The 24,540-nt window shown below is 50.7% G+C and carries 24 protein-coding genes and 5 pseudogenes; 4 read left to right on the top strand and 25 right to left on the bottom strand.

Annotation, left to right across the window (positions count from 1 at the left end; translation table 11 throughout):
- Positions 1–311: 311 nt before the first annotated feature.
- The 12 genes from LK536_RS38835 to LK536_RS38780 all read right to left on the bottom strand — a co-directional run bounded on the left by LK536_RS38835 (position 312) and on the right by LK536_RS38780 (position 10,534).
- Entirely contained in the window at positions 312–497 is a 186-nt protein-coding gene (locus LK536_RS38835) for a hypothetical protein (RefSeq protein WP_227795514.1), read from the bottom strand.
- Between the two features lie 5 nt (positions 498–502).
- Entirely contained in the window at positions 503–1,072 is a 570-nt protein-coding gene (locus tag LK536_RS38830; RefSeq protein WP_040379690.1) for a hypothetical protein, read from the bottom strand.
- A 22-nt stretch (positions 1,073–1,094) separates the two neighbouring features.
- Positions 1,095–2,489, bottom strand: a complete 1,395-nt coding sequence (locus LK536_RS38825; RefSeq protein WP_008717665.1) for an amidohydrolase — start codon at positions 2,487–2,489, stop codon at positions 1,095–1,097.
- 205 nt (positions 2,490–2,694) lie between these two features.
- Complete coding sequence (locus LK536_RS38820; RefSeq protein WP_227795515.1) at positions 2,695–3,771, bottom strand: immunoglobulin-like domain-containing protein; 1,077 nt, start codon at positions 3,769–3,771, stop codon at positions 2,695–2,697.
- A 98-nt stretch (positions 3,772–3,869) separates the two neighbouring features.
- Entirely contained in the window at positions 3,870–4,313 is a 444-nt protein-coding gene (locus LK536_RS38815) for a hypothetical protein (RefSeq protein ID WP_227795516.1), read from the bottom strand.
- Between the two features lie 150 nt (positions 4,314–4,463).
- Positions 4,464–6,539, bottom strand: coding sequence for a heavy metal translocating P-type ATPase (locus LK536_RS38810; RefSeq protein WP_008717670.1), 2,076 nt, complete (start codon positions 6,537–6,539; stop codon positions 4,464–4,466).
- An 88-nt stretch (positions 6,540–6,627) separates the two neighbouring features.
- Positions 6,628–6,942, bottom strand: a complete 315-nt coding sequence (locus tag LK536_RS38805; RefSeq protein WP_474912425.1) for a DUF6110 family protein — start codon at positions 6,940–6,942, stop codon at positions 6,628–6,630.
- Between the two features lie 95 nt (positions 6,943–7,037).
- Positions 7,038–7,367, bottom strand: a complete 330-nt coding sequence (locus LK536_RS38800) for a cation transporter (RefSeq protein WP_506092110.1) — start codon at positions 7,365–7,367, stop codon at positions 7,038–7,040.
- Positions 7,368–7,378: 11 nt separating this feature from the next.
- On the bottom strand, positions 7,379–7,657 hold the full coding sequence (locus LK536_RS38795) for a Fur family transcriptional regulator (protein WP_040379696.1): 279 nt from the start codon (positions 7,655–7,657) through the stop codon (positions 7,379–7,381).
- Between the two features lie 149 nt (positions 7,658–7,806).
- On the bottom strand, positions 7,807–9,981 hold the full coding sequence (feoB, locus tag LK536_RS38790) for a ferrous iron transport protein B (RefSeq protein ID WP_008717676.1): 2,175 nt from the start codon (positions 9,979–9,981) through the stop codon (positions 7,807–7,809).
- An 84-nt stretch (positions 9,982–10,065) separates the two neighbouring features.
- Positions 10,066–10,287: a FeoA family protein gene (locus tag LK536_RS38785; RefSeq protein ID WP_008717677.1), complete on the bottom strand. Its 222-nt coding sequence runs from the start codon at positions 10,285–10,287 to the stop codon at positions 10,066–10,068.
- A 37-nt stretch (positions 10,288–10,324) separates the two neighbouring features.
- Positions 10,325–10,534: a FeoA family protein gene (locus tag LK536_RS38780; RefSeq protein ID WP_025486616.1), complete on the bottom strand. Its 210-nt coding sequence runs from the start codon at positions 10,532–10,534 to the stop codon at positions 10,325–10,327.
- Between the two features lie 171 nt (positions 10,535–10,705).
- On the opposite strand from LK536_RS38780, the pseudogene LK536_RS38775 reads away from it, so the two are divergent.
- Positions 10,706–10,822 (top strand): annotated as a pseudogene (locus LK536_RS38775) (metal-dependent transcriptional regulator); the annotation flags it as partial.
- Here LK536_RS38775 and LK536_RS38770 read toward each other — a convergent pair.
- Positions 10,797–10,913 (bottom strand): annotated as a pseudogene (locus LK536_RS38770) (DUF6783 domain-containing protein); the annotation flags it as partial. The pseudogenes LK536_RS38775 and LK536_RS38770 overlap by 26 nt on opposite strands.
- Between LK536_RS38770 and LK536_RS38765 the strand changes: the two are divergent.
- A pseudogene (locus LK536_RS38765) lies at positions 10,890–10,940 on the top strand (DUF6783 domain-containing protein); the annotation flags it as partial. The pseudogenes LK536_RS38770 and LK536_RS38765 overlap by 24 nt on opposite strands.
- A gap of 53 nt (positions 10,941–10,993) precedes the next feature.
- Here the strand turns inward: LK536_RS38765 and LK536_RS38760 are convergent.
- The 9 genes and pseudogenes from LK536_RS38760 to LK536_RS38720 all read right to left on the bottom strand — a co-directional run.
- Entirely contained in the window at positions 10,994–11,674 is a 681-nt protein-coding gene (locus LK536_RS38760; protein ID WP_008717680.1) for a DUF554 domain-containing protein, read from the bottom strand.
- Between the two features lie 16 nt (positions 11,675–11,690).
- A complete protein-coding gene (locus tag LK536_RS38755) occupies positions 11,691–12,116 on the bottom strand; it encodes a MarR family winged helix-turn-helix transcriptional regulator (RefSeq protein WP_025486614.1) in 426 nt (141 codons plus the stop codon).
- A 190-nt stretch (positions 12,117–12,306) separates the two neighbouring features.
- The gene (dpaL, locus tag LK536_RS38750) at positions 12,307–13,512 is read right to left on the bottom strand and encodes a diaminopropionate ammonia-lyase (protein WP_130789847.1); all 1,206 of its coding nucleotides are present in this window, start codon (positions 13,510–13,512) and stop codon (positions 12,307–12,309) included.
- Between the two features lie 15 nt (positions 13,513–13,527).
- Positions 13,528–14,691, bottom strand: a complete 1,164-nt coding sequence (locus tag LK536_RS38745) for a M20 aminoacylase family protein (protein WP_008717683.1) — start codon at positions 14,689–14,691, stop codon at positions 13,528–13,530.
- Between the two features lie 68 nt (positions 14,692–14,759).
- Positions 14,760–16,160, bottom strand: coding sequence for an alanine/glycine:cation symporter family protein (locus tag LK536_RS38740; RefSeq protein WP_227795518.1), 1,401 nt, complete (start codon positions 16,158–16,160; stop codon positions 14,760–14,762).
- A 283-nt stretch (positions 16,161–16,443) separates the two neighbouring features.
- Positions 16,444–18,150 (bottom strand): sigma 54-interacting transcriptional regulator, encoded by a 1,707-nt coding sequence (locus tag LK536_RS38735; RefSeq protein WP_506092109.1) that lies wholly within the window; start codon positions 18,148–18,150, stop codon positions 16,444–16,446.
- Positions 18,151–18,258: 108 nt separating this feature from the next.
- Positions 18,259–19,041, bottom strand: coding sequence for a protein-ADP-ribose hydrolase (locus LK536_RS38730; RefSeq protein WP_227795520.1), 783 nt, complete (start codon positions 19,039–19,041; stop codon positions 18,259–18,261).
- A gap of 85 nt (positions 19,042–19,126) precedes the next feature.
- Positions 19,127–20,074 carry an SIR2 family NAD-dependent protein deacylase gene (locus tag LK536_RS38725; protein WP_227795521.1) on the bottom strand — a complete coding sequence of 316 codons (948 nt, stop codon included), beginning with the start codon at positions 20,072–20,074 and terminating at the stop codon, positions 19,127–19,129.
- Positions 20,075–20,080: 6 nt separating this feature from the next.
- A pseudogene (locus tag LK536_RS38720) lies at positions 20,081–20,200 on the bottom strand (DUF6783 domain-containing protein); the annotation flags it as partial.
- Between LK536_RS38720 and LK536_RS38715 the strand changes: the two are divergent.
- Positions 20,177–20,428: pseudogene (locus LK536_RS38715) on the top strand (DUF6783 domain-containing protein); the annotation flags it as partial. The pseudogenes LK536_RS38720 and LK536_RS38715 sit on opposite strands and share 24 nt — an antisense overlap.
- Positions 20,364–20,687, top strand: a complete 324-nt coding sequence (locus LK536_RS38710) for a winged helix-turn-helix transcriptional regulator (protein WP_008717697.1) — start codon at positions 20,364–20,366, stop codon at positions 20,685–20,687. The pseudogene LK536_RS38715 and the gene LK536_RS38710, both read left to right, overlap by 65 nt.
- 45 nt (positions 20,688–20,732) lie before the next feature.
- On the opposite strand, the gene LK536_RS38705 is transcribed toward LK536_RS38710, so the two are convergent.
- The 3 genes from LK536_RS38705 to LK536_RS38695 all read right to left on the bottom strand — a co-directional run bounded on the left by LK536_RS38705 (position 20,733) and on the right by LK536_RS38695 (position 24,528).
- Positions 20,733–21,128, bottom strand: a complete 396-nt coding sequence (locus tag LK536_RS38705) for a pyridoxamine 5'-phosphate oxidase family protein (protein ID WP_008717699.1) — start codon at positions 21,126–21,128, stop codon at positions 20,733–20,735.
- A 224-nt stretch (positions 21,129–21,352) separates the two neighbouring features.
- Positions 21,353–23,500 (bottom strand): putative bifunctional diguanylate cyclase/phosphodiesterase, encoded by a 2,148-nt coding sequence (locus tag LK536_RS38700; protein ID WP_331472117.1) that lies wholly within the window; start codon positions 23,498–23,500, stop codon positions 21,353–21,355.
- Positions 23,501–23,775: 275 nt separating this feature from the next.
- Positions 23,776–24,528, bottom strand: a complete 753-nt coding sequence (locus LK536_RS38695) for an SseB family protein (RefSeq protein WP_008717702.1) — start codon at positions 24,526–24,528, stop codon at positions 23,776–23,778.
- Positions 24,529–24,540 lie beyond the last annotated feature (12 nt).

The following is a 24,540-nucleotide window of genomic DNA, read 5'->3' as shown; positions in this document are numbered from 1 at the left end:
TGAGTATATCAGATTCTTTCCTGAAAGGCAAGTCCGGACAATGACATTTTCCATTAATTTTTGCCCTTATCCGGCACCCATCTGCATTTATTGTTGCAAGAAAGGAATCCGTATAATCCGAAAAGCCCATACAGGCCTGTGTCATGATTTAAGAAAATAACCTTGACCCTCACATGATATGAGGGTCTGTATCCCACTTTCCGAAATGAAAAAAGATATGGATGATTACATGGTACATCCCGGCCCGGCCGCCGGAACTTCGTTTTTTTGAGCGGGAAAACGAATTTAACTTTTAGAGTATGTCCAAACCATTAAGACCTGACATCCTGAGGCCCGCATCCAGCAGCTGCAAACCTCAGCCACTCCTCATCCCCCTGCCCGACCAGCCGTGCGTACTTCGTCCACTGCGGTGGCCCCGCTTCCTTAAGCGCTGTCAGTACGGCCAGTTTCTGATACTGTTCCAGCTCCCCTGAATATTTCCTCCAACAGGCCCCCAATCAATTCACTCTCCATCAGAAATTGTTTCCCCGCCAATCACAATAATCCCATCCGGCGTTTCCTCATCTGGCTCAAACACAGGAAATGTCTTCATCTCATCAAGCATATCATACAACAGATCCGACTCATAATAATTATCCAAACTCCAGACACGCCGCAGCGAATCGCCATCAAAACCGCACTGGCACAATATGTCCGGGAACTCAGTGGAAAACTCTTCATCAAAGCCGAAATCCTCTATCATACCTTCACCTGCACATACAAACTTCCGGACAGCCCCATCTTTACAGACTACCAGAAAAACAACATCATCGTCCAATACAGATAATGCAATTACATTTGCCTGAAAATGATTCCCCATCTCTTTTAACAGGTCTTCATCCAGATTCTCAGCCTGCCATACCAGTTCTTCCGAAAATACAGGAAACCATCCAAGGCCCCTGCCATGGTATATCTTCAGGTCTTCTATGAAATACTCCTGCATGACCGCCTTAAACCCATTAAACTGCTGCTCCAGTTCTTCCTGTGTCTGTTTTCTGTTCTGGATAAAATAAAATGCCTTCGTCATTCCCATATGATACCTCCCAGCTTCAAAGCTATACCAGATTCTTAAATGCCGCACTAGGTTCCCTTATGACCCGGCTGCAAAGAGCCTCGCCCTCGGCGGCCAGACGTTCCTCATCCACACCGGTCAGGGCGCCGTCCCGGTAAACCACATCGCCGTTAATCATGGTCAGCCATACTGGACCTGTAAGCCCTACCCTGGCAATGATGTTCTTCGGGTCATGAAGCGCGCCGGTCAGTTCCAGCACAGCGGTATCAATCATGAACAGGTCCGCCGCCTTGCCCGGTTCCAGGGAGCCAAGGTCAGGGCGTCCCAGTGTTTTGGCGCCGTTGATGGTGGCAACCTTAAGCATTTCATAGGCCGATACGCAGCCTCCCCTCTGTTTGCTGTGGTAGGTCTGCATCAGATATGCAATCCTCAGCGCATCCAGAAGGTTGGAACTGTCATTGGTGGCCGAGCCGTCGCAGCCAAGGCTGATGTTGATGCCGGCCTTAAGCATTTCCTTAATATCCAGGATGGGAAAACCGCCCAGGATAGCCGGGGACGGACAGTGGGACACCCCTGTTTTGGTGGAAGCCAGAACCCGGTATTCCTCAGGCGTCACTTCCCAGTCATGGGCATACCACACATCCTCTCCGATGAATCCCAATTCCGCACACCAGTCCATGGTCCTCTTGCCCCAGCGGGCCACCATTCCCTCGTTCTCCCCTTCGCCCAGATGGGTGTGCATGCGCACGCCCTTATCCCTGGCCATGGAAACCGTCTCCTTGAAGGTATCCCTGGTACAGTTAATGGGCTGGCACGGCGCCATTACAATCTGTCTCATGGAAAATGCCCCGGGATCGTGGTACAGGTCAATCAGCCGTTCACAGTCCTTCAGGAACCCGTCCGTGGTCTCCAGCATGTTGTCCGGTATGGAGCTGCCATCCGCCCTTGACAAGGTGTTGGTACCCCTTCCCGCGTGATACCGGATTCCCAGAAGCCCGGCTGCTTCCATCTGGCGGTCCACAGGCGTCTTGCCGGTCTTATTGGTATAGCAGTACTGATGGTCAAAAGCACAGGTACAGCCATGCTTAATCAGGTCCCCCAACGCAGTAAGGCTGGAATAGTAAATCACATCTGAATCAATGATCTGGAAAATCCTATAAATCTTATCAATCCAGTCCATGACCATCAGGTTAGGATAATCAATGGAGGTCAGATTCCTCACAAAGGTCTGGAAAAAGTGGTGGTGGGTATTGATTAAGCCCGGATAGACAAACTTGCCGTCCCCACGTATGATTTCCGCGCCGTCTGCCTCTATATCCTTTCCGATTTTAAGGATTTCCGGCCCCTCAATCAGGATATCGGAATCCCAATATACCTGGTCCCTGCTGTCACAGGTCACAATCGCTTTTGCATTTTTAATCAGTATCTTTCTTTCCATGGATCCTCCGCCTTGTCTTTTAGCTTTTATCTTTTAGCTTTTATCTTTTAGTTTTTCTTATCTTAATCTACTGTTTTCTTCATCATACAGCCATGATAAAAGTATACCATATTTTCACATAACTTCAATTATCATATGGAAATCCGTAGTGAAACCAGTGCCGGGCGGCATTCGGGCGTGTTTGAAAAAGGCATTCGGGCGTGAACTATGGATTTATGGTAAAGCTGAAGGTGCGTTCAAAGTCCGTGTACCCTGCCGTCCCGTTTACATCCTTCACGGATTTTGTAATGGCATAGGTTCCTTCCTCCAGGCCGCCATAGAGGGACTCCCAGTCCACTGTCCACTCCACCGGATTCCCCCGCCTGGGCTTATAGGCAATGCTGTGAAAGTAAATCCCGTCTTTCTTTAACAACGGTTCCATATCCACCCATGATTCCCCGTCATACTTCTGAAGCCTGAAATCATCCCCAAACACAATATCCAGGTCTGTTTCATTTTCCAGTAAAAGCTTCATGGACGTTGGTATAATATCGCTTTCATCCGCAGACATGCTGACCTCCCCCGGCAGGCCAAAGGATTCGTTCAGCCCATTGATGGCCCTCACCTTAAGTCCCTGGGATGATAAATCGTCGTTCAATGCTTCCACCACCCATACGCGGCCTGTTTTTCCAAGCATGATGCCGCTCCAGTTGCAGAACATCCTGCTGCAGGTTTCTTCCTCCAACTCCACGAAAAAATAAGGATTCAGATCAGCCCCAAAATCAGCTTCCAGGAATTCCTCCGGCGTATCATAGATTGCCCCGTCTATGGTAACAGGATACGACAGTTCCCCGGATAATGCGTCCCAGTCCTGTATCAGCAGCTGCTGTTTTACCTTCTTAGCAAACTGTTCCACCTGGGATGCAGGGATATCAGTAGCCAGACTGTAAAAGTCCTCAGGAACCGGATCATCTCCCTCCAGCACATCGTTCTGGTCTGCAGGCTTGAAATCAGTATCCGTACTCTGGGCCGCATGGCTGGTCACATAGTCATTACTGCGGGTCACCCCGTGGGCGGTTTCCTTCCCCTGCCCTGGTGTCTGTGCTTTTATCCCGGCGCTTTCATCCGTTTCCCTCTTTGTCCCGTCCTCATCCTGACCATCACTTTCATCCATGGCCATGGTTTTGGCGCTTTCCGTTGTCCGGGAAACGGAACGTGCTTCTCCTTTGCATCCCCAGAGCAGCATTGCGCACATCACCACAGCCATGATTTTCCTTGTTTCCCTGATGCTTTTCTTTTTCATAATACCACCTCTCCATACCATATCCGTCCTGTCCCAGGTGCGGATAACCCTTAAAATCCATCGCCTTCTGCCGCCTTTTTGGCATTATCCCTTAATCATCAATAAAAATCCTCAATGACATACAGTTTATCCGTTTTTCCATCAAAGAGAAGAAAGAGTACATTGCGCCCGTCATCCCTCCCACGCATTTTTAACACAGAAAATGGCTGTCCGAAATCAGGGGCATATGCGGATGGGATACCAAGCGGTTCCATGATTGTCCTGATTTCCTCTGCTTCATTTTCAGGAATCCTGGAATCCGTCAGCGTAAAACCCAGGTCTGTCTCTTTTTTATACTGAAATACATGATACCTCTCCCCATCCCCATGAAAGCTTGCGCCGCTGTCTGCCCGGAATACTTCCGTACAGTTTTTTGGCAGGTCAATACCCCAGTTTATCCGGATTGTACGCAGATAACCGTTACTTAAGGCACCGGAGATAATCATATACGTCACAACCCCCAGCAGGAATATACCGATATAAACAATTTTCCTCTTTTTCATCCTGACGCCCTCCTTGCTGCCGCTCTCATTCCATTCAGTCATCCCGCTCCAGCCACTCCAAAACAGCCGTCTAATCAAAGGATATCACATCGCAGCGGATTTTCAATTAACGTTACCTTAAACTTTATTAATTTTCAGACGGCAGGTCCGTTAATCCAACAGGTTCGTCATACTCTTAAGGCTGATTGCAAGGGTGGATGTATTGTGAAGCAGGGCCGATGTGGCCGGGGCAATCACTCCGCCCACCCCGAGTAAGATAAGCGCCAGGTTAAAGCCGATGACACACCGGTAATTCCGGTCGATCCGGTCCATCAGGCCCCGGCTGATTGCCCTGAGTGTCACTAGCTGGTAAAGGTTATCCTCTGAGATTGTGATATCTGCAATCTCCCTGGCAATCTCAGCCCCTTCGCTGATTGCAATGCCGGCGTCCGCGGCTGAAAGAGCCGGGGAATCATTGATTCCATCGCCAATCATGATGACTTTGCGCCCCTTTTCCTTTTCTGCCTCCACAAATCCAGCTTTGTCCTCAGGCAGTACCTCTGAATAATACTCATCTACCCCGACACGTGCCGCAATGGCCCTGGCCGTGCGCCCGCTGTCGCCTGTCATCATGACTATCTTGGATATCCCCTGCCTGTGAAGGGCGCTGATGACAGCGTCCGCTTCTTCCCGCAGAGGGTCCTCGATGCAGATTGCAGCGGCCAGCATGCCTCCGATTGCCAGATACAGATGGGAATACTCCGTGGACAGGCCCTCAAACGCTTCCTTCCCGTCCTCCGGTATCCTGCATCCCTCATCCTCAAATACGAAGTGGTGGCTTCCGATTACCACCCGCTCATCCCCCACATAGGTGGCAATACCGTGGGCCACGATATAATCCACCCTGGAATGCATTTCCTGATGTACCAGGCCGCGCTTCACCGCCTCATTGACAACTGCATTGGCCATGGAATGAGGGAAATGCTCCTCCAGGCAGGCTGCAATCCTGAGCAGTTCATCCTTATCCTGTCCATTGAACACAACCACATCCGCAACCTGGGGCTTTGCCTTTGTCAGGGTTCCTGTCTTATCAAACACAATGGTATCTGCTGCCGCAACTGCTTCCATATATTTGCCGCCCTTTACCGTAATATGATAGGCGCCGGCCTCACGCATGGCCGAAAGGACAGATAGGGGCATGGCAAGCTTTAAGGCACAGGAGAAATCCACCATAAGGATGGACAGGGCCTTGGCCGTATTGCGGGTCAGAAGCCATGTAAGCACGGTCCCGCCAAGGCTCCAGGGAACCAGGGCATCAGCCAGCGTGGCTGCCTTGCCTTCCGCTGTGGACTTTAACTGCTCGGATTCCTCAATCATGGTCACGATGCGCTCAAACCTGGTGGAACCGGCTGTTTTTTTGACGCACAGCGTGATTTCCCCCTCTTCAATGGCTGTTCCGGCATAGACATACATACCGTTTTCCTTTTTCACCGGAACGGACTCGCCTGTCATGGATGCCTGGTTCACCATTGCTTCCCCTGAAACCACCACCCCGTCCAAAGGGATTACGTTTCCCATATGTACGGTTACCAGGTCACCCTCCACAATTCCTGAAACAGGCACCAGGACCTCTGTCCCATCCACGTCCTGCCATACCTTGCTGATATTAAGGGACATGCTTCTGGCCAGGTCCCCCACTGATTTCTTATGGGTCCACTCTTCTAAAAGCCCGCCAATCCCCAGCAGGAACATCACGGAACCTGCCGTGTCAAAGTCCCTCCGCACTATGGATACCATAATGGCCGTTGCATCCAGGACTTCCACTTCCAGTGAACCTTTTAACAGACAGCGGATTCCTTTTATCAGATACCGGACCGCATGGAGGACCGTATAGACCGCCCGCAGCGGCATTGGGAAAAAAGATTTGGTGACGGCCCTGACAACAAGCTTCTGAACCAGCTTTTCTCCATACTCCTGGTTCAAGGCCCTCGCGCTGTTCTTTGGCACGATTTCATTGAGCCGCTCATTTTCATAAGAAAAACGGCAGATTCCTTCCAGGATTTCACTCCTGCTGCCGTCAAAAAGGATAACCGCATCCGCCGTCCTCTCATATACCTTAACGCTCCTGACCCCTGGCAGGGAACTGATATGATATTGCAGCAGATCTGCCTGTCTCAGGTTCATCCCCTTTTGATACAGGTGGATCCTGACCCTTCCACGTAACTCATGTCTTATCACAAATTTCATCGCTGATTGCTCCTCATCTGGTAAAAAAGTACCGCCCAGGGAATTTCCCCGGGCGGATTACATGGCGGATTCCATGGCTGATTACATATTACTCCGTAACCACGTCTGCCGGAACCTGTGTTTCATTTACCCCATCAGCATCCGCAGCCCCGCTCCCATCCTCAAAAACCTCTTCCTGTCTGCGCTTTTCATTGATGTCCTTTGCTTCTGCCAGGATGTCCTCAGCATTTTCCTGAATGCTGGTGGCCGTGGTCATCACACAATCCTTTGCCCTTAACCCGGCCGCAAGGCAGTTAATGTAAAACTTCTTGGCGTCCGTACTTGCCAGCACCTTTACCCCGGCTGTCCCAAACAGGACTCCACCTAAAAAAAGACCTATTTTCCTGCATTTAAAACAATCCATCATTCTCTTTTCCTCCTACTTATGCCTTTATCCGGTAATACTGCCCCCGCTATCCCCGGTTCGCCAATTCCAATACATCTGATTGAGAAATTATATCAGTTAACCCGCTCAATCCTAAAAACCGTATACCCGCAGGCCTTTACCGCATCTTTCAAAGCCTTGTCCCCATATTCCTGTTTCATGTATACACTTGCCTCCCCTGACTCCAGATTCACCCGTGCCCAGACCCCTTCCATGGCATTCAGTGCGTTTTCCACGCGGATTGCACAGTTCCCGCAGGACATACCATCCACCTTAAGGATACACTGGTGAGGATAATGGGACAGGTCCCGGTCTTTTACCTTTATCCGTTTCACGGCCTTTTCACCGGATGAACCGCAGCAGCCGGAGGTCAGGCGCTTCAGGTAACTTTTTATGCCAAACACACAAATAACAATTAATAGGATGCATATGACTGCTGTTGACAATCTTCTTCCTCCTTTGGCGAAGAGTATTGGAAGGTCCGGGCAAGGACCCCCATCTCCTCAAGGGCGCTTACCGTGCGGTAGACCGTGGCCATTCCCAGGTTGGGGTCGCGTTTGCGGGCCTCATAGTAGATGTCCTTGCAGTTTGTCCAGTTCCCTTCCAGGATGACATCCAGAAGCATTCTCCTTTGCTGTGTTATCCGCTTTCCCCTTTTCTGGAATTCAGCAAGCACCTGCTCTTTTTCCCACATATGGTTCCTCCTTACGCAATCCCAGGCGCCACAAGAGCGTGCCCCTAAGCCGGAACGCGCCTTCAAACACGCTTCCGGAAACAAACTCAAAGACACGCTCCTGATACTGCACTTCACAGGTTCATATATAATTTACATACAATCCGGCGTTACGCTGCTGATTTGGCTTTTACGCCAACGTTCAGGGAACGGCTCTCTTTGTACGGCCTGATTAACAGGTAAATGAACAGGGCTACCAGGATAATGGCTGCAACCGTCCCCATGCCAAAGCTTCCTGTCATGAACCAGCTGCCCAGCTGGTAGATGCAAAGGGATACGCCGTAAGCCAGGACAGTCTGATAGCCAATGGCAAACCAGGTCCACTTTGCATTGTTCATCTCCCGCTTAATGGCGCCCATGGCCGCAAAGCAGGGAGCGCACAGAAGGTTGAACACCAGGAAGGAATATGCGCTGACCGCTGTAAAGCTTCCTGCCAGGGTTCCCCAGATTTCCTGTCCGTCTTCCGCAACCTCTGCAAATCCATAAAGGATACCGAAGGTGCCGACCACATTTTCCTTTGCAACCAGTCCAGTGATGGCCGCCACGGCCGCCTGCCAGCTGCCCCATCCCAGAGGAGCGAATATCCACGCAATGCCCCTTCCGATGGAAGCCAGGATGCCGTCTGACAAGTCTTCCACCATCCCAAAGCTTCCGTCCACAAAACCAAAGCTGGATGTGAACCAGATGAAGATGGTTGACAGAAGGATTACGGTTCCTGCCTTCTTAATGAAGGACCAGCCGCGCTCCCACATGCTTCTGAGCACGTTGGTGACCGTGGGCATATGATATGCGGGAAGTTCCATGACAAAGGGCGCAGGGTCACCTGCAAACATCTTCGTCTTCTTTAAAATGATGCCGGAGAAGATAATGGCTGCAATCCCTACAAAATAAGCGCTTGGCGCAACCCATGAGGCGCCGCCGAATAAAGCGCCTGCAAACAAAGCAATGATCGGCAGCTTTGCGCCGCAGGGAATGAAGGTGGTGGTCATGATGGTCATCTTGCGGTCCCTGTCATTTTCAATGGTGCGGCTTGCCATGATGCCGGGAACGCCGCAGCCGGTTCCAATCAGCATGGGGATGAAGGACTTGCCGGACAAACCGAACTTGCGGAAAATCCTGTCCATGATGAATGCAACCCTGGCCATGTAACCGCAGGCCTCAAGGAATGCCAGGAAGATGAACAGCACCAGCATCTGGGGGACAAAGCCCAGCACGGCGCCAACGCCGGCAACAATACCGTCCAGGATCAGGCTGGACAGCCAGTCAGCACAGCCCACAGCGGTGAGGAATCCTTCTACCAGCACAGGTATTCCTGGTACCTCCATCCCGAACAGGCTCCATCCTTCCCCGAATACCCCGTCGTTGGCCCAGTCAGTCGCCCAGGTTCCCACGGTCGTGACCGATACATAATATACAATCCACATGACCACGGCAAAGATGGGAAGGGCCAGCCAGCGGTTGGTGACAATATGGTCAATCTTATCGGACGTGCTCAGTTTCTGCCTGTTCTTCCTGACATAGCAGCCATTGATGATGGAGGCAATGTATGTATAGCGCTCATTGGTGATAATGCTTTCAGCGTCATCATCCATGGCCTCTTCAGCGCCTTTGATGAGCCTCTCGACATCCGGGACCATGGTCATCTGTGCGGCAATCTTATCATCCCGTTCAAAGAGCTTGATGGCATAGAAACGTTTCTGCGCCTCGGGGATACCGCCTCCCAGGCTGGCCTCAATCTCATCCAGCACATGCTCCACCTCTGAGCCGAACTCATGGACGGGCGCCGCCTTGCCGCCTGCCCTGGCCAGTTCCACTGCCTTGGCCGCAGCATCCATGATGCCGGTGCCCTTCAGCGCTGAAATCTCAACCACCGGGCAGCCCAGTTCCCTGCTCAGGGCGTCTATATTGATCTGGTCGCCGTTTTTCTTCACGATATCCATCATGTTCACAGCCATAAGCACAGGAATCCCCAATTCCATCAGCTGCGTGGAGAGATAAAGGTTGCGCTCAAGGTTGGTGCCGTCCACAATATTAAGGATTGCGTCCGGGCGCTCCGTAATCAGGTAATTCCTGGCAACCACTTCCTCCAGGGTGTAAGGGGACAGGGAATAAATTCCCGGAAGGTCCATGATGATTACATCCTTGCTGCCCTTCAGCTTCCCTTCCTTTTTTTCCACCGTGACACCGGGCCAGTTTCCTACAAACTGGTTGGAACCGGTCAGGCCGTTAAACAGCGTTGTCTTTCCGCAGTTCGGGTTGCCGGCCAAAGCAATTTTTATTGACATTTTCATATCCTCCTCTTCCTCTTATTGAGAAAATCTATCAATAAATTAGCATTAACTAACTCATCGTCTTAAAAAAAGCAGCCCCTACTGCACTTCAATCATCTCTGCATCTGCTTTTCTCAGCGATAATTCGTATCCTCTTACATTCACTTCAACCGGATCGCCAAGCGGCGCCACCTTGCGGACAAAAACTTCCGTCCCTTTTGTGATTCCCATGTCCATGATCCTGCGTTTAACAGCTCCCTCGCCGTGAAGCTTTACTACGGATACCGTGTCCCCGCACTTAACCTCTTTTAATGTGTGCATGTTGTGATGCTCCTTTCCTCTTCCTGCCCTTTTACTGCTATATCATGATTTTATTGGCCATTTCCCTGCTGATTGCAACGCGGGCTTCCTTTACGTTAACAATCACATTGCCGTTGTTGACAGTCACAACCGTCACATCCGTGCCCGGCACAAATCCCATATTCTCCAGATGGCGGCGCACTTCCTCTTTCCCGCCTACCCGCTTGATGGATGTCACTTCACCCTCTCTTGCCATTGTCAAAGGCATACGAATCACTCCTCTTCTCTGTTGATGTGATTATGAACTTACAATTATGCAGTCCTGGAAAGTTATGGTATCCTAACTGCATCTCTAAGTTAGCACTGATTAACTCAAATGTCAATAATTTTTTTCAATTTTCTTAAGATAAATCCTAAAAACCTTGATGAGAAATTCAGGCTGGGCGTGGACGGGAAGACGGCGGCGGAAGACGCCTGCCGCATTGAACACGTGGTCAGCGCCAAAAGCTTTAAGGCCATCAAGGACCATATCATGCAGGGAAATGAATTGCCTTAGAGCGTGTTTGAAAATTGCTTTCCGTCAGCTGTGCGTCCCACTTTGTGGGAGATTTGGTCCCGATGAGGGAGGCGTAGCGGGCTACGTTGACCGAATTGGGACCAAATATGCCGCGAAGTGGGGCGTGCAGATGGCGGGAATGAATTTTCAAACACGCTCTAGGGCATACATTTACAAAAACAGGGAAAAGGGGAAGACCAGCACAAGGGACGGCAGGATATTCAGCACCCTGGACCGCTTGATATCCGCAATCTTAAGCCCCACGGCCAGCGTAATGATTCCTCCGCATGCCTTAAAATTAGACAGCATGGTTTCTGTCACAAAAGGCAGTATGTAGGATGCCCCGGCAAACAGCAGGATACCTACCAGGAATTGCGGCACGGCCACAAATCCCACCAGATATCCGGCTGTTGTCCCGAATATGACTGCCGTAAAAAAGTCCATGATTGCCTTGGCAATCAACACGGAATGGTCCCCGGTCATCGCTGAATTCATGGCCCCGAAAATGCCTGTGCCGCTGAAGCAGAACAGGATGATCATACTGATCAGCACATCCAGCTGCCCGTCGTTAAGGCTCAGCGGGAGCCTGGATTCCAGGCCGTGAAGTCCGTGCATCAGGTTTGTTTCCAGGTTCAGGAGTTCCCCGATGACCGTACCGATGATAATGGCCAGGATGACAGCCGACAGGCTTTCAAGACGGATAATCAGCGTAACCCCCATGGTGATGGCGGATAATCCGAAGATGCCTGGCAGCGACTCCTTTAGCTTATCCGGAAAATAATCCTTTAAAAAGGCCCCCAGAAGGCCTCCAATCAACACTGCTGTACAATTAATCATGATACCGTATGGCATACTTTCTGCTCCCTTCCTACTCTTTCATCAGCCGTTCCCTCAGGCGCCGGTGGATTTTCCCATATAATTCCATAAACTGTCCCACTTCTGCCTCCGGCATCCCTTCAAAGGTCTGTTCCTCTATTCTCAGGAATGCCTCCAATACCCGTTCCTGCTGTTCCCTCCCCTTTTGTGTAAGGAAGATATGGAAGGTGCGGCGGTTCCCGTTAAGACGCCTGCGCTCAATCAGTCCCTTGGCCTCCATTCCGTTGAGCACGGATGTGAGCGTGGCAGCCTCAATATAGCAATGGGCCGCAATCTCCTTCTGGCTGGCCCCGTCGTGTCCGTCCAGATAATCCAGCACCTTTGGCTGGCCCGCCGTCAGGCCGGAGTCTTCCAGGATTTCCATCAGCACCTTGTTGTAAATCGCATGGTTTGCCATGACCATATAGTGGAATGTCATGCTTTCTCCTTTCGCAATAGTTAGATTTCTAATAATTATAATTCTAACTATTATTCCTGTCAAGCCTGATTATCTTTGATCCAGGCCAGTGATTCCGGGCAGTGATTTTGGACCCTGGTTGGAATCCGCATAACACAAAGCAGGCATCCATGCCTGCCGCTACACAGTATATGGATGCCTGCCCATGATATCAATAACTGGGATGAAGCCCATCCCACACAATCCGTCTGTAATTCTCCCGGTCCGTATCCCCTTCCGTGGAAAAGCACAGGATCCTGGAATCCTGATTCAGGCCCAGGGCTTCCCTCAGCCAGTCCAGTCCCCTATTCCCCATGACCTCTGCCACCAGTCCCAGGGTTGCCGCACCGCTTTCACCGGACACCACCCTTGGGTCATCCCCCATGGGATTGCCCAGAATGCGCATTCCCTTTGCAGCCACATAATCAGGTATGGATACGAAGTGGTCCGCATGGTCCTTCAGGATATTCCAGCCAATGGTGCACGGTTCACCGCAAGCCAGTCCTGCCATGATGGTATCCATATGTCCTTTCACCGTATGGATCTGCCCATCGCCGGCCTGTGCGGTACGGAAAATGCAGTCCGCCTTATCAGGTTCCACGACAGTGATTACAGGCCGCTCCTCATCCCCATATAGGTCTGCAAAGAATCCCGCCATGGCCCCGGACATGGCCCCCACGCCTGCCTGAAGGAAGATATGGGTAGGCTTCTCCTTCATCTGGCCGGCCGCCTCATATGCCATGGTGGTATATCCCTGCATGATCCACTGCGGTATTTCCTCATAGCCATCCCAGGCAGTATCCTGTACCATGATCCAGCCATAAGTCCTGGCATGTTCATTAGCCAGCCGGACCGCATCATCGTAATTCAGTTCCGTGATGAATGCGTCTGCCCCCAAAGCCTTTATATTATCAAGACGTTCCCGTGAACTGCCCTTAGGCATGTAGACCACGCTTTTTTGCCCCAGACGGTCTGCCGTCCACGCAATCCCCCTCCCATGATTCCCATCCGTAGCCGTCACAAAGGTAAGCCCGCCTAATTTTTCCCTCACACCAGCATCCCTTATCTTATCATACGGAAGTTCACTGATATCTACCCCCAGACGGTCTGCTATATACCTGCCGATACAATAACTACCGCCCAACACCTTAAATGCATTAAGTCCAAACCGGTAACTTTCATCCTTTACCTGGATATCCGCAAGCCCAAGGGAAGAGGCCAGGTTCTTAAGGCCCGCCATAGGTGTTACACTGTACTCCGGGAAACTTTTGTGGTATTCATTCACCCTTCTGGCAGTTTCCGGACCAAATGCCATCACCGGGCACAGGCCATTGCCCTTTTTTCTCTTATAATGAACTGCCTTGATACACCCGTCCATTTCCATATCCTCCTTTTATCCAGGCAGGCGCACACGCACCAGCTCGGCAAAAAACTCAGCACCTGTCTCCAGGACCTTGTCATTATAATCAAACCGTGAATTATGAAGGGCAATATTATCCGCTCCATTTTCACAGTCCCCGCTTCCCAGGAACACGAAGCAGCCAGGTATCCTTTCCAGGAAAGTCCCAAAGTCCTCAGAAGCCATCCATGGCTCACAGCTGGCATTGGTTCCCTTTTCGCCTGCCACATTGACAGCCGCCCGCGCAGCCACTGCCGCACACTGTTCCCAGTTAACTGTGGGTGCAAATTCATGTGTGTACGTAAATTCACATCCGGCACCGTTCATCTGGCAGATTCCCTCACAGATGCCCCGCATCCGCTTCTCAATCAGCGCCTGCATGGCTGGCGAGAAACTTCTTGTATCTCCCAGTATCTCCACATTGGACGGAATCGCGTTGTGCACGCCGTCCGTATGGATTTCCGTGCAGGATATGACAGCAGGGTCCAATGGGTTGGCGCTGCGGGAAACCACTGTCTGAAGCGCCAGGATAATCTGGGCCGCCGTCACAAGCGGGTCGATTCCCAGATGGGGGCTGGATGCATGACCACCCTTTCCTTTTATACGTATGGTAAAATTATCCTCACTTGCCATGATTCCACCCACCTTTGTATGGATGGTTCCCGTGGGCAGGGAGGGCATATTGTGAAGCCCGTATATCTCATCCACTGGAAAACGGTCCAGCAGCCCGTCCTCCAGCATGGCCCTGGCACCTTTGCCCGGTTCTTCTGCCGGCTGGAAGATAAAGCGTACGGTCCCATTAAAATTCTTTTGTTCCGACAGGATCTTTGCAGCTCCAAGAAGGGTAGCCGTGTGCCCATCATGACCGCAGGCATGCATTTTCCCGGGATTTAGGGAACAATAGTCCGGTTCCCCTGTTTCCGTCATATTGATTGCATCCATATCTGCCCTTAAGCCGATTACCTCCGTTCCGTTCCCTGCACTCAGGGTCGCCACAACGCCGGTTCCTCCTATATCTGTATGTACTTCCAGCCCCATCCCGGCCAGCAGCTTTGCCACATAATCCGCTGTTCCCGTTTCTTCAAACGCGCTTTCCGGATGCATGTGCAGATAATGCCTCCACTCTTTCATCTGGTTTTTAATTCCTTCACTTACCATATCATTCTCCTCCTGATTCTGCTGTATGTCCATCTTATCATTAGCATCCATGTCTGCCTCTGGCTGGTTCACTGTTCATCTGACAGCCTGGTTAAATCCATGGCCGTTATGTCATTTTCCACATCCCATACAGGCTGTGCCTTACCCTTATCCTTCTGCCCCACAAAATCCTTCAGCACATAGACTACATATCTTGCCAGCCCGATTAACGCTATTACATTGAAAAATACCATGAACGCGCTTACAAGGTCAACCAGGTCCCATACAATGGGGACTGGCGCAACCGCCCCGATGATGATGAAGACGCAGCAGATAATCCTGTAAACCGTAACCGCACCGGGCTTTTCAGAAACAAGTGACATCAGGTTTACTTCCCCATAATAAATATCCGCCAGCAGCGTGGTAAAGCCAAACAGCGACATTGCCAGGAATACAATCCATTTTCCAGCCCCGCCAAGGGCATTGTGGAAAGCCACCTGGGTCAGTGCAATCCCTGTTTCCCCTGAATCCAGTGCGCCCGTAATCAATATGCAGAATGCAGTACAGCTGCAGATAATGATTGTTGTGATAAATGTCCCAAGCATTGCAGCCAGCCCCTGGTTCATCGGATGTTTTACCACGGCGGACGCATGCATGCTGGGTGCTGTCCCATTCCCTGCATCATTAGAAAACAGTCCCCTGGCAACGCCATAGCGGAATGCCTCCTTAATGGTATATCCGGCCACGCCTCCGGCAGCCGCCCGGAAACTGAAAGCGGATTTGAAAATAAGTGTGATGACACCGGGAAGCATCTTGATGTTCATTACTACGATGATGACCGCTATCACCAGATAAGCCAGCGCCATGAACGGCACTACCAGTGAGGATACCTCTGACAGACGTTTAATGCCTCCGAATACAACAAGACATACCAGCACCAGAAGGACCAGGCCCGCAAACAGCGGCTTGATATCCACCACCCCTGTCAGCGCAACGGAAATGGAGTTACTCTGTATCATGGCATAGAAAAATCCGATTCCAATCATGACACTGATGGAAAACAGCACGGACAGCAGTTTGCTGTGAAGCCCCTTTTCCATGTAATAGGCGGGTCCGCCCCTATAGGTCCCATCTGAATTCTTCTCCCTGAACAGCTGTCCAAGCACTGCCTCACTAAAACTGATGGGCATTCCCAAAAGAGCCGTCATCCACATCCAGAATATTGCACCCGGGCCGCCGGATGCAAGGGCTGTTGCCACCCCTACCAGGCTTCCGGTCCCAACCTGGCCGCCCACTGCCGCACACAGGGCGCCAAATCCCGATACACCTCCCTCTGATTTCATGCTCTCCCTCAGATTACCAAACAATTTGGTAAAATACCGTATCTGTGGGAATTTCAGCCTGATTGTGAAGAATACACCTGTGCCCAGCAGGATCCCTGCCACCAGCCATCCCCAAAAAATCCCATTTAAAGTTTGAATTACCTGCATACCTGTTCACCTTTCTATTCTATCTCCATGTAGTATGATGGTACTATAGTTGAAGAAACCGGAGGTGTCAAAAGCAGGCCATACACGGTTTCTACCGGCTATTATTTATCAAAATGAGAATCATAATCAAAAACGCCTGGCCTGTCCCCTGTATTTCCATATTTATCATATTGAGAACACACTTTATCATAATGAGAATTTATTCAAATAAAAAAGAAGCTGCAGCAATTTATCAGCCTCTTTTTTGTATATTTTGTATAAATCCTGGCCGCCTTTTCTACATTCACAAACCATACTTATCCAGTTTGCGGTATAGGGTAGCCATACCTATGCCCAGTGCACCAGCTGCTTTTTTCTTGGCCTCCACGCTTGTGCCATAGCGGCTGACTGCCTTTTCTATCATCCTCTTCTCCATGGACTCCAGATTCAGGTCATCCTCTGCCTGCATGACACCTGTCCTGAGGTTGGCGGGAAGCAGGTCAATATCAATCATGCCGTCCAGTTTCATCATATTAGCGGCATATTCCATAGCGTTACGCAATTCCCATTTATTACCAGGCCACCCATACTGCCTGATACAGGCATAAAATCCGTCGCTGATTGTCTGTATGTTTTTGTTCATTGACCTGGCATACCTCTGCAGGTACTTCTGGGCCAGAAGATTTATATCCCCTTTCCTTTCCCTCAGAGGCGGGATGTACAGTGGCAGGATATTAATCCTGTAATAAAATGCAGGCAGGAACCTTCCCTGTTCCACCAGTTCTCCCAGGTTGACAGAAGAAGTGCAGATGATCCTGGTATTTACCCGTACCCCCTTAAGGGCGCCCTGCCGCACCACAAGCTGGCTGTCCAAGAACTCCCCCAGCCGGAGCTGGACATCATACGGCAGGTTCTCTACCTCCTCCAAAATCAGGGTTCCCTTAGATGCAGCCTCCAGCTTCCCGGCCTTGCCTTTTGAAGCAGCTGTCCTGGCCGTACCGAACAGTTCCCTCCCTATTTGGCTTTGGGGCACGGTTTCACAGTTCACGGTACATACCATCTCTCCGGCCCTCTCCCCCTCTTCGTGGATTGCCATGGCAAATTTTGTCTTCTCAGTCCCCTTTTCCCCCAGTATCAGAACCGGCGACGGCGAACTGACCATACGCAGCATCTCCTGCTTTACCGCCTGTATCTGAGGGGAATTACCGTCAATACGCTCCAGCCCGCTCCTTTCCCTTTTGCCTGCAAGGCCCAGGGAATCCTTAAGGGTACGCTCCGCCTGGTTAAACAGGAAGAAGGTCATCCTACCCTCTGTATCCAGTTCAAATACCTTGCCAACCAGCCTGTAGCTGGATTGTCCGGCGGTAAGCCTGTACTCATCCAGTCCGCCCACAAAATTACCTGTAGGCGCAAGGCGGACCGGGACCGTGAATAAATCCCCCTCCCGCATCTTCAGTATCTGGCAGCACATACGGTTGGTCTGTACCACAAGGTTATGCTGATCCATGACAATGACCCCGGCGTCCAGACGGTCCACAATGGTTTCCAGCAGTTCCTTCATAGCCAGATTCTTTTTATTCTCCAATGCCTCCTGAGCCTTGGCAGATATTAAATCCGCAAACTGCTGGAGGAACTGTTTAAATATTTCCTGGTTTTTCAGGGCATGGCTTCTCTGCTTCTGATTAAAGCAGGTAAAACAGATTACACCGATTGCCTGTCCCTTTATCATGACCGGAGTACTCATATGAAATGTCTCCCTGCAGTGTTCCCTGCTGTGGCAATCCCTACATATCTCATTCTTCCCAGGTTCATTGACAATCTGTGTCTCACCGCTCTCCATTGCTTTCTTCAGTATATGCCCTTCTTCAGACATATCTGTATTGATTTCCTTTATCAATCTTCCCGTTCCTGCAATCCGCTTAAAACTGCTGTTGACAATGGTAACGTCAATCTTCAATATCTGTGCCAGGATATTGGCATAAAGAATCACTGTATCCTGTATTTCATCCAAAATTTCCAATGGTCCCACCGCCCTGCGTGAAATAAGGGAGCCACGGTGCAGCCCCCTGTTGACTTTTCCATCCTTTTATTATAAGCAATCTTCCATCCGGTTGCAACCTCAGCCTTCCAGCTGCTCCCGGTAAAGTTCCCGGTCCTTATCCGTAAACACATTGAATATAACCTGTCTGAGGGAAGAATCATGTTCCAGGAAACGTGACACGGTTTCCACAGCAATTTCCGCCGCTCTTTCCTGCGGAAAATGAAATACTCCGGTAGATATACAGCAGAAAGCAATGGACTGGATATCATGCTTTACCGCCAGTTCAAGGCATGACTCATAGCACCGTGACAGAAGATCACAGTCCCCGCTGCCGAGGGGGCCTGTAATGATTGGTCCCACTGTATGAAGCACATACTTTGCCGGAAGATTAAATCCAGGAGTGATTTTCGCTCTGCCGGACTGCTCTGCATGTCCCTGGGCCTGCATGATATCATTACACGCCAGCCGCAATTGGACTCCTGCATAAGTATGGATTATGTTGTCAATACAGGAATGGCAGGGATGGAAGCAGCCCAAAAGCTCGCTGTTTGCGGCATTGACAATGGCATCCGCTTTCAGGCAGGTTATATCCCCCTGCCAGAGAAAGATACGTTTGTCCTTTCCCACATGTTCCAAAAAACGGCAGTCCGCCATGCCCCGCCTTCTGACCTCCTCTGACAGGTATCCGTCCTGCACAGACAAAAAATCCTTCCCAGCCGGCATGGGCGGCCGTACGTTAAACAGGGAGCGCAGAACCCTCCATCTGGCCTCCTCACCCCCGGGAATGTCCATATACCGATACTGGGGCATCTCCTTTAACAGGGTCTCAATCAGATATTCCCGTCTCTCCTCCTGTGTCACTGTTACCCCTCCTTTCTTTGGAATATACTTTATCCCCTGCTCCCGGTGCCTCGCGGCAGTATTCCTGCAGCCCATTCCTTACATCCTATTCCTCATGACCGCTGCCATCTCCTGTCCCTTCCCTCATGGCTGTCCTTATATCCCCGACGCACACCGCCAGATCCATGTTGATCCCCACCGCCCGGTATCCCAGGCTTTCCGGCACCGCTGCCTCATCAAGGTTCAGACGGATCAGGCTCCACTCCCTGTTTTCACCCATCATTTTCTCAAATGGAAAACGGATGATGGCCGGGGTGTTAAATCCAACCCCAAGTTCCAGCAGCACCAGCCTGCGTCCGACTGCACGGTTCAGGAAATCCCCATACCGCCCCGCTGCCTGATGCCAATGCCCATCTTCCACAAAATATCCGTCGCACCGCAGGTTCATGGCCATGGGGCCTTTGCAGACCGGGCATCTTGGCACCATACCGGAAGGAATCCTGCAATCCTTCACCGCCTGGTTCATGCGTGCGAAAAGTCCTGTTGCATCGTAGGTTTTGCCATGACAGGCTTTTGCGCACTGAATCAGCCCATAGTCCCCTTGGGTTGCAAAGATATCCTCATCCTCAAACCCGGCTTTCCAGAACTGATGGTCCACATTGGTGGTCAGGACAAAATGTTCCCTGCCGCAAACCATCTCAAACACCTTGAGATACAGGGGCAGGGCCTGCGGTTCAATCCGGTTCACATAAGCATGCCTTGACCAGTAGCCCCACCGTTCCTCTTCCGTGGGAAAGGGGTAGAAACCTGCCGCATACATATCCCTCATGGCAGCAGGTCCATACCGCTCAATGAATTCACCGAAATTCTCCGTAAAGCGGCGTCCTCCATAGACAAGCCCAGCCGCCGTGGACAGTCCGGCCCCGGCCCCAATCAGGACCGCATCCGCGCGGTTCAGCAGGCCTGCCGCCCGTCTGACCTGTTCTTCATAGGGTGTTTCCTGATATACGTAATCCCTGGCAGGGGTTCCGCTTAAAAACTGCATCCAATCCATACCGTTTCACTCCTTTTCCGTCCATCCCTCATTAGAGCGTGTTTGAAAATTGCTTTCCGTCGGCTGTGCGTCCCACTTTGTGGGAGATTTGGTCCCGATGATGGAGGCGTAGCGGGCTACGCTGACTGAATCGGGGCCAAATATACCGCGAAGTGGGACGTGCAGACGGCGGGAATGAATTTTCAAACAGGCTCTAGCCTGCCCTTGCAAAAAAATCCCCTATGGTCTATAATCGGCATATACAGCCCCATACCACTGTACATCTATAAATATACCAGGAGGTCCATAAATGGAACATACAAAAACCATACCCGACTGCCCGGTGGAAATGACCCTGCAGCTCATCGGCGATAAATGGAAAGTCCTTATCATACGCGACCTGATGACCGGAACCAAGCGTTTCAATGAGTTAATGCGCTCCGTAAGCGGGATTACCCAGAAAGTCCTTACCAGCCATCTCCGGGCCATGGAAAAAGACGGCCTGGTTACCCGGACCGTTTACCCTGAGGTCCCGCCCAAGGTTGAGTATACGCTTACCGGGACCGGATACAGTCTGAAACCCATTCTGGATTCCATGTATACGTGGGGTAATGAATACAAAGCCAGTCTGTAATGTAATAAAAAACGGATTGGACGGAAAACAATTTTCAAACACGCTCTAAAACACATACGGAGGATTGCCGGAAAAATCAGCAATCACGCCATGGGGATGTTCCAGATAAAACACGGTAAAGACCGGATTCTCCGCAGTGCCGTACTGCCCTTTTACGATGGGGTTGCCCATACAGGCCTCCTTAACTTCCATATTGTCTTCAAATACAGCCTTTCCATGCAGGCGGATCCAGGCAAAGCCGGCGTCAGCAACGCTCACCTCGATTTCCGGGTTCTCCTGCATATCCTTATACACATCCTTCTGGTTGTTGGTGCAGAACCAGAGCTTCCCATCCTTTTCAAAACAGAACATGAACGGACGGCATTTTGCCTTCCCATCCCTTCCAACCGTTGCCAGATACTGTACGGGATTTGCCTGTAAAAATTCAACTACTTTCTGCATACTGCTTCTCTCCTTTATCATCCATCATTTTGAGGAATGGCCATTTCCTATGGTCTTATTATAAAGGGGGCCGTTAATTCCTGTAAGTACGCACTTTGAAGTGGGATAGGTTCCCAAAAGGTACTTAGTATCAAAAAGATACTCAACATCCAATGGATATCATCTGACCAATCCAGGAGGACCGGCCATTTGAAGATGCCCCTTCAAATGGCCGGTCCTCCTGCTCACACATCCTTGGGAACCAAAGGCTTCCTTCCCTGTTCCTTCACCAGGCGGTCAAATTCCTCCAGCGGCATGGGTTTAAAGAATGTATACCCCTGCACCACATCACATCCGCAGTTCTTCAGGAATTCCACACTGTCCGTATCTTCCACGCCCTCGGCAATGGTCTTTATCTTCAGCTCCTTTGCCATATGGATGAAATTGGAGATTACAATCCGCTCCCTTCCCATGTCCCTGCTCTTGTGAAAGAACATGATATCCAGCTTCAGCACATCGATGGGAAGATTCTTCAGCAGGTTAAGGGAACTGTAGCCAGAACCAAAATCATCCAGTGAACAGGTAAAGCCTTTGGACTGGAGCTGCCGCACAATGTCGGAAAACATATCCGTATCGTTTAACAGCACGCCCTCTGTAAATTCCAGTTCCAGATAGCCGTCAGGAATCCCAAAACAACGCTTTGTCTCTGAATAATACTGAATGAAGTCCTTCCGGAGAAGACCCACCTTGGAAACATTGACCGCAATGCTTAACGGGCGTCCACCTCCGTCCAGATAATTCCGGTACCATCTGCAGACCTGCCCGAACATATACCGGTCCAGCATTACAATCCGGTCGCTTTTCTCAAACAGGGAAATGAACCGGTCCGGAGGTACAAGTCCCCTGGAGGGGCTGAGCCAGCGCACCAGGGCTTCGGCGCCTGACAGGCAGTTATTGTTCTGTATATTGACCTTGGGCTGCATGTAAACCTTGAATTCACCAGCCTCAATTGCCTTCTCAGCTTCTGACTCCAGGATGGAATCCTCTATCTGGCGCATCCTTAGCCCGCTGTCATACAGGGCAAAGTTACTCCCTGGCTTTTCCTTGGCAATCTTGTGGGCCATGTTGGCATAATTCATCAGCACATCCATGGAGAGCTTCTCATCCCCGGGACTGAGCCGGTAAATCCCCACAGACAGCTCAATGAACGCCTGGCCTTCAACGCCTGCATTTTTTATATGGTCCAGTACCTCCTGAAACTTTATGTTCAGGCCATCCTGATTCCCGCACTTTGCGATTCCCGCAAAATTATCGGCAGATATACGGCATACGATACACTCCTTATCTTCCAGTTCCTGAAGATATTCCGATATAAGCCTGAGGATCTTATCCCCTTCCTCGTATCCAAGTATGTCATTGATGAACTTAAACTTTTTTAAATCCCCATACCACAGCACGTAGGAGGACAGGTCATTCTTTTCCATGAACGGCTTCACATCCAGTTTAAAGCCGTCAAAATTGCGCAGGCCTGTAAGGGAATCCCGGTATGCCAGGTTCATAAGCATTTTCTGGGTCCTGGCAGCCATACTTCTCTGCCTTGAAAGGAACAGGGCAAACAGACAGCAGGACACCACGATGATTGTCATGATTCCGGCAGCTGTCTGCGTATACCTGGCACGCAGCACACGGTCAGGCACCATGCTGTGCAGGTACCAGCGGTCCTTCAGGATCGGGATGATCACAGACACCTGCTTCCTGCCGGTCTTGTCTGTCATGTCAAAGGATGCGATTCCTCCTGTCCCAACCGCTTCCTTAACCAGCTCCCGGTTCTCAGGCAGGATATCCCCGGGATAAGCATTGATGGAGCGCAGCACATAACTGCCGTCCCCATTGACTATATTGGAAAATCCCTGGCCGCTGAGCACAGGGGCATCCAGGATCCGGCGCAGCACATCCGCGGAATGGACCGCGCATAACACGCCCATGGTCCCTCCTTCCGGATTGCGGATATTGACTCCATAATAATTCACATAGTGGTCCTTCACACGCTCATCCGGGAATATATCCGATACCGTGCTGGTTCCATGGAGCGCCTTCTGGAAAAACTCCATGTCATACAGGCTGAGTTCATAGATACTGCCATCTAAATCCACCAGCCAGGCGCTGCCGTCCGGCCAGGCAAATCCCATCTGGATAAAAGCATTGTCATTATTGATTTCCTGCAGGATCGGCAGCAGCTGCTCCCGCTCCATTTTCCCAATCTCGCCCAGGACTACCGCAAGGCCCTCCAATGTCTGGAGGTCTCCCTGTATCTGCTTTACAATGGTGGTTTTTTTCTGTTCCGCCGCATTATACAGCGCCTCGATTGTCTCCACCTGGTTCTTTCTGATCATCTGCACCAGAAACAGCAGGCTGCTGGCAATAAAACATACGCACAGTAACAGTGGAAGTACTGTATCCCATATCCTTTGCCTTTTTCTGTCCGACCCTCTCATCTCACATACCCCGGCCTTTTCTCACAGTAATATACACATATACCGATTATTCAGGTAATATTATAATAATATATCCGGGAACAAATGGCAATCAGAAAAACAGGCAGCAAAACCGCTGCCTGTCACCAAACTTTTTGTCCATGGCCAAGCCATGGACTGAATGACCATATACCTTACTGTTCCGCCCGTTTTACCTGAAGCGGCATCCTTACGCCCATGGGGTTAAGGAGCACCCCAGTGGCCTCCGCCACAAGGATCTGTGGAATCTTGTCAGCTGTCACGACAATGGGGCGGAGCTGGTTCTCTTTATTGAACTTCTGGAATTCCATGATATCGGTGAATATGGCCTGGTAAACTTCCTTATCATTCAGCTTCACCACGGGAATCCCATTGCCCTCTTTCTGTACGGCAACAATGAAGCTTCCTTTGCTGAAATAATTGGAAATCTCATCCTGCCATTCTTTTATCTGTGGATTCTCCTCCTGTCCCGGCTGCTTCCTGGTTTCCTGCATATAGTAAAGGGCGGTCAGGTGCAGGGCAGGATTCTCCACCCACAGCTTGCCCTCCGGGTCCTGCTCCGGTTTATTGCGTCTCACAAAATCAGCCAGCTGGATCAGGGTCTGTGTGTCCCCTTCGCTTACCAGAAGCGCATTGATGCCCATGGTGTACAGGCTGGTATAGAACAGCAGCATCTGCCTCTGCTCCAGTTTTACGATACCCACAGGTATCCCGGCCTCCCGCAGCTGCTTTACCTTCTCTTCCGCATCTTCCGCGCTGAAAAACATCATGATCTCATCATCAAAGGTTTCCGGGTCGCAGACCACATATGGTTCCTTGGTGCACCCTGATACCAATGCCCAGAGTGACTCTGCGGTTTTAAGGCGCTGTATGATTTCCTGATTCCCTGTGTTTTCATTGTTGTTCATTGGGTTCTCTCC

Origin of the sequence: Clostridium pacaense (assembly GCF_020709765.2) — a bacterium.
Lineage (GTDB): Bacteria > Bacillota > Clostridia > Lachnospirales > Lachnospiraceae > Enterocloster > Enterocloster hominis.
This window is presented reverse-complemented; position numbering and strand designations above follow the sequence as displayed.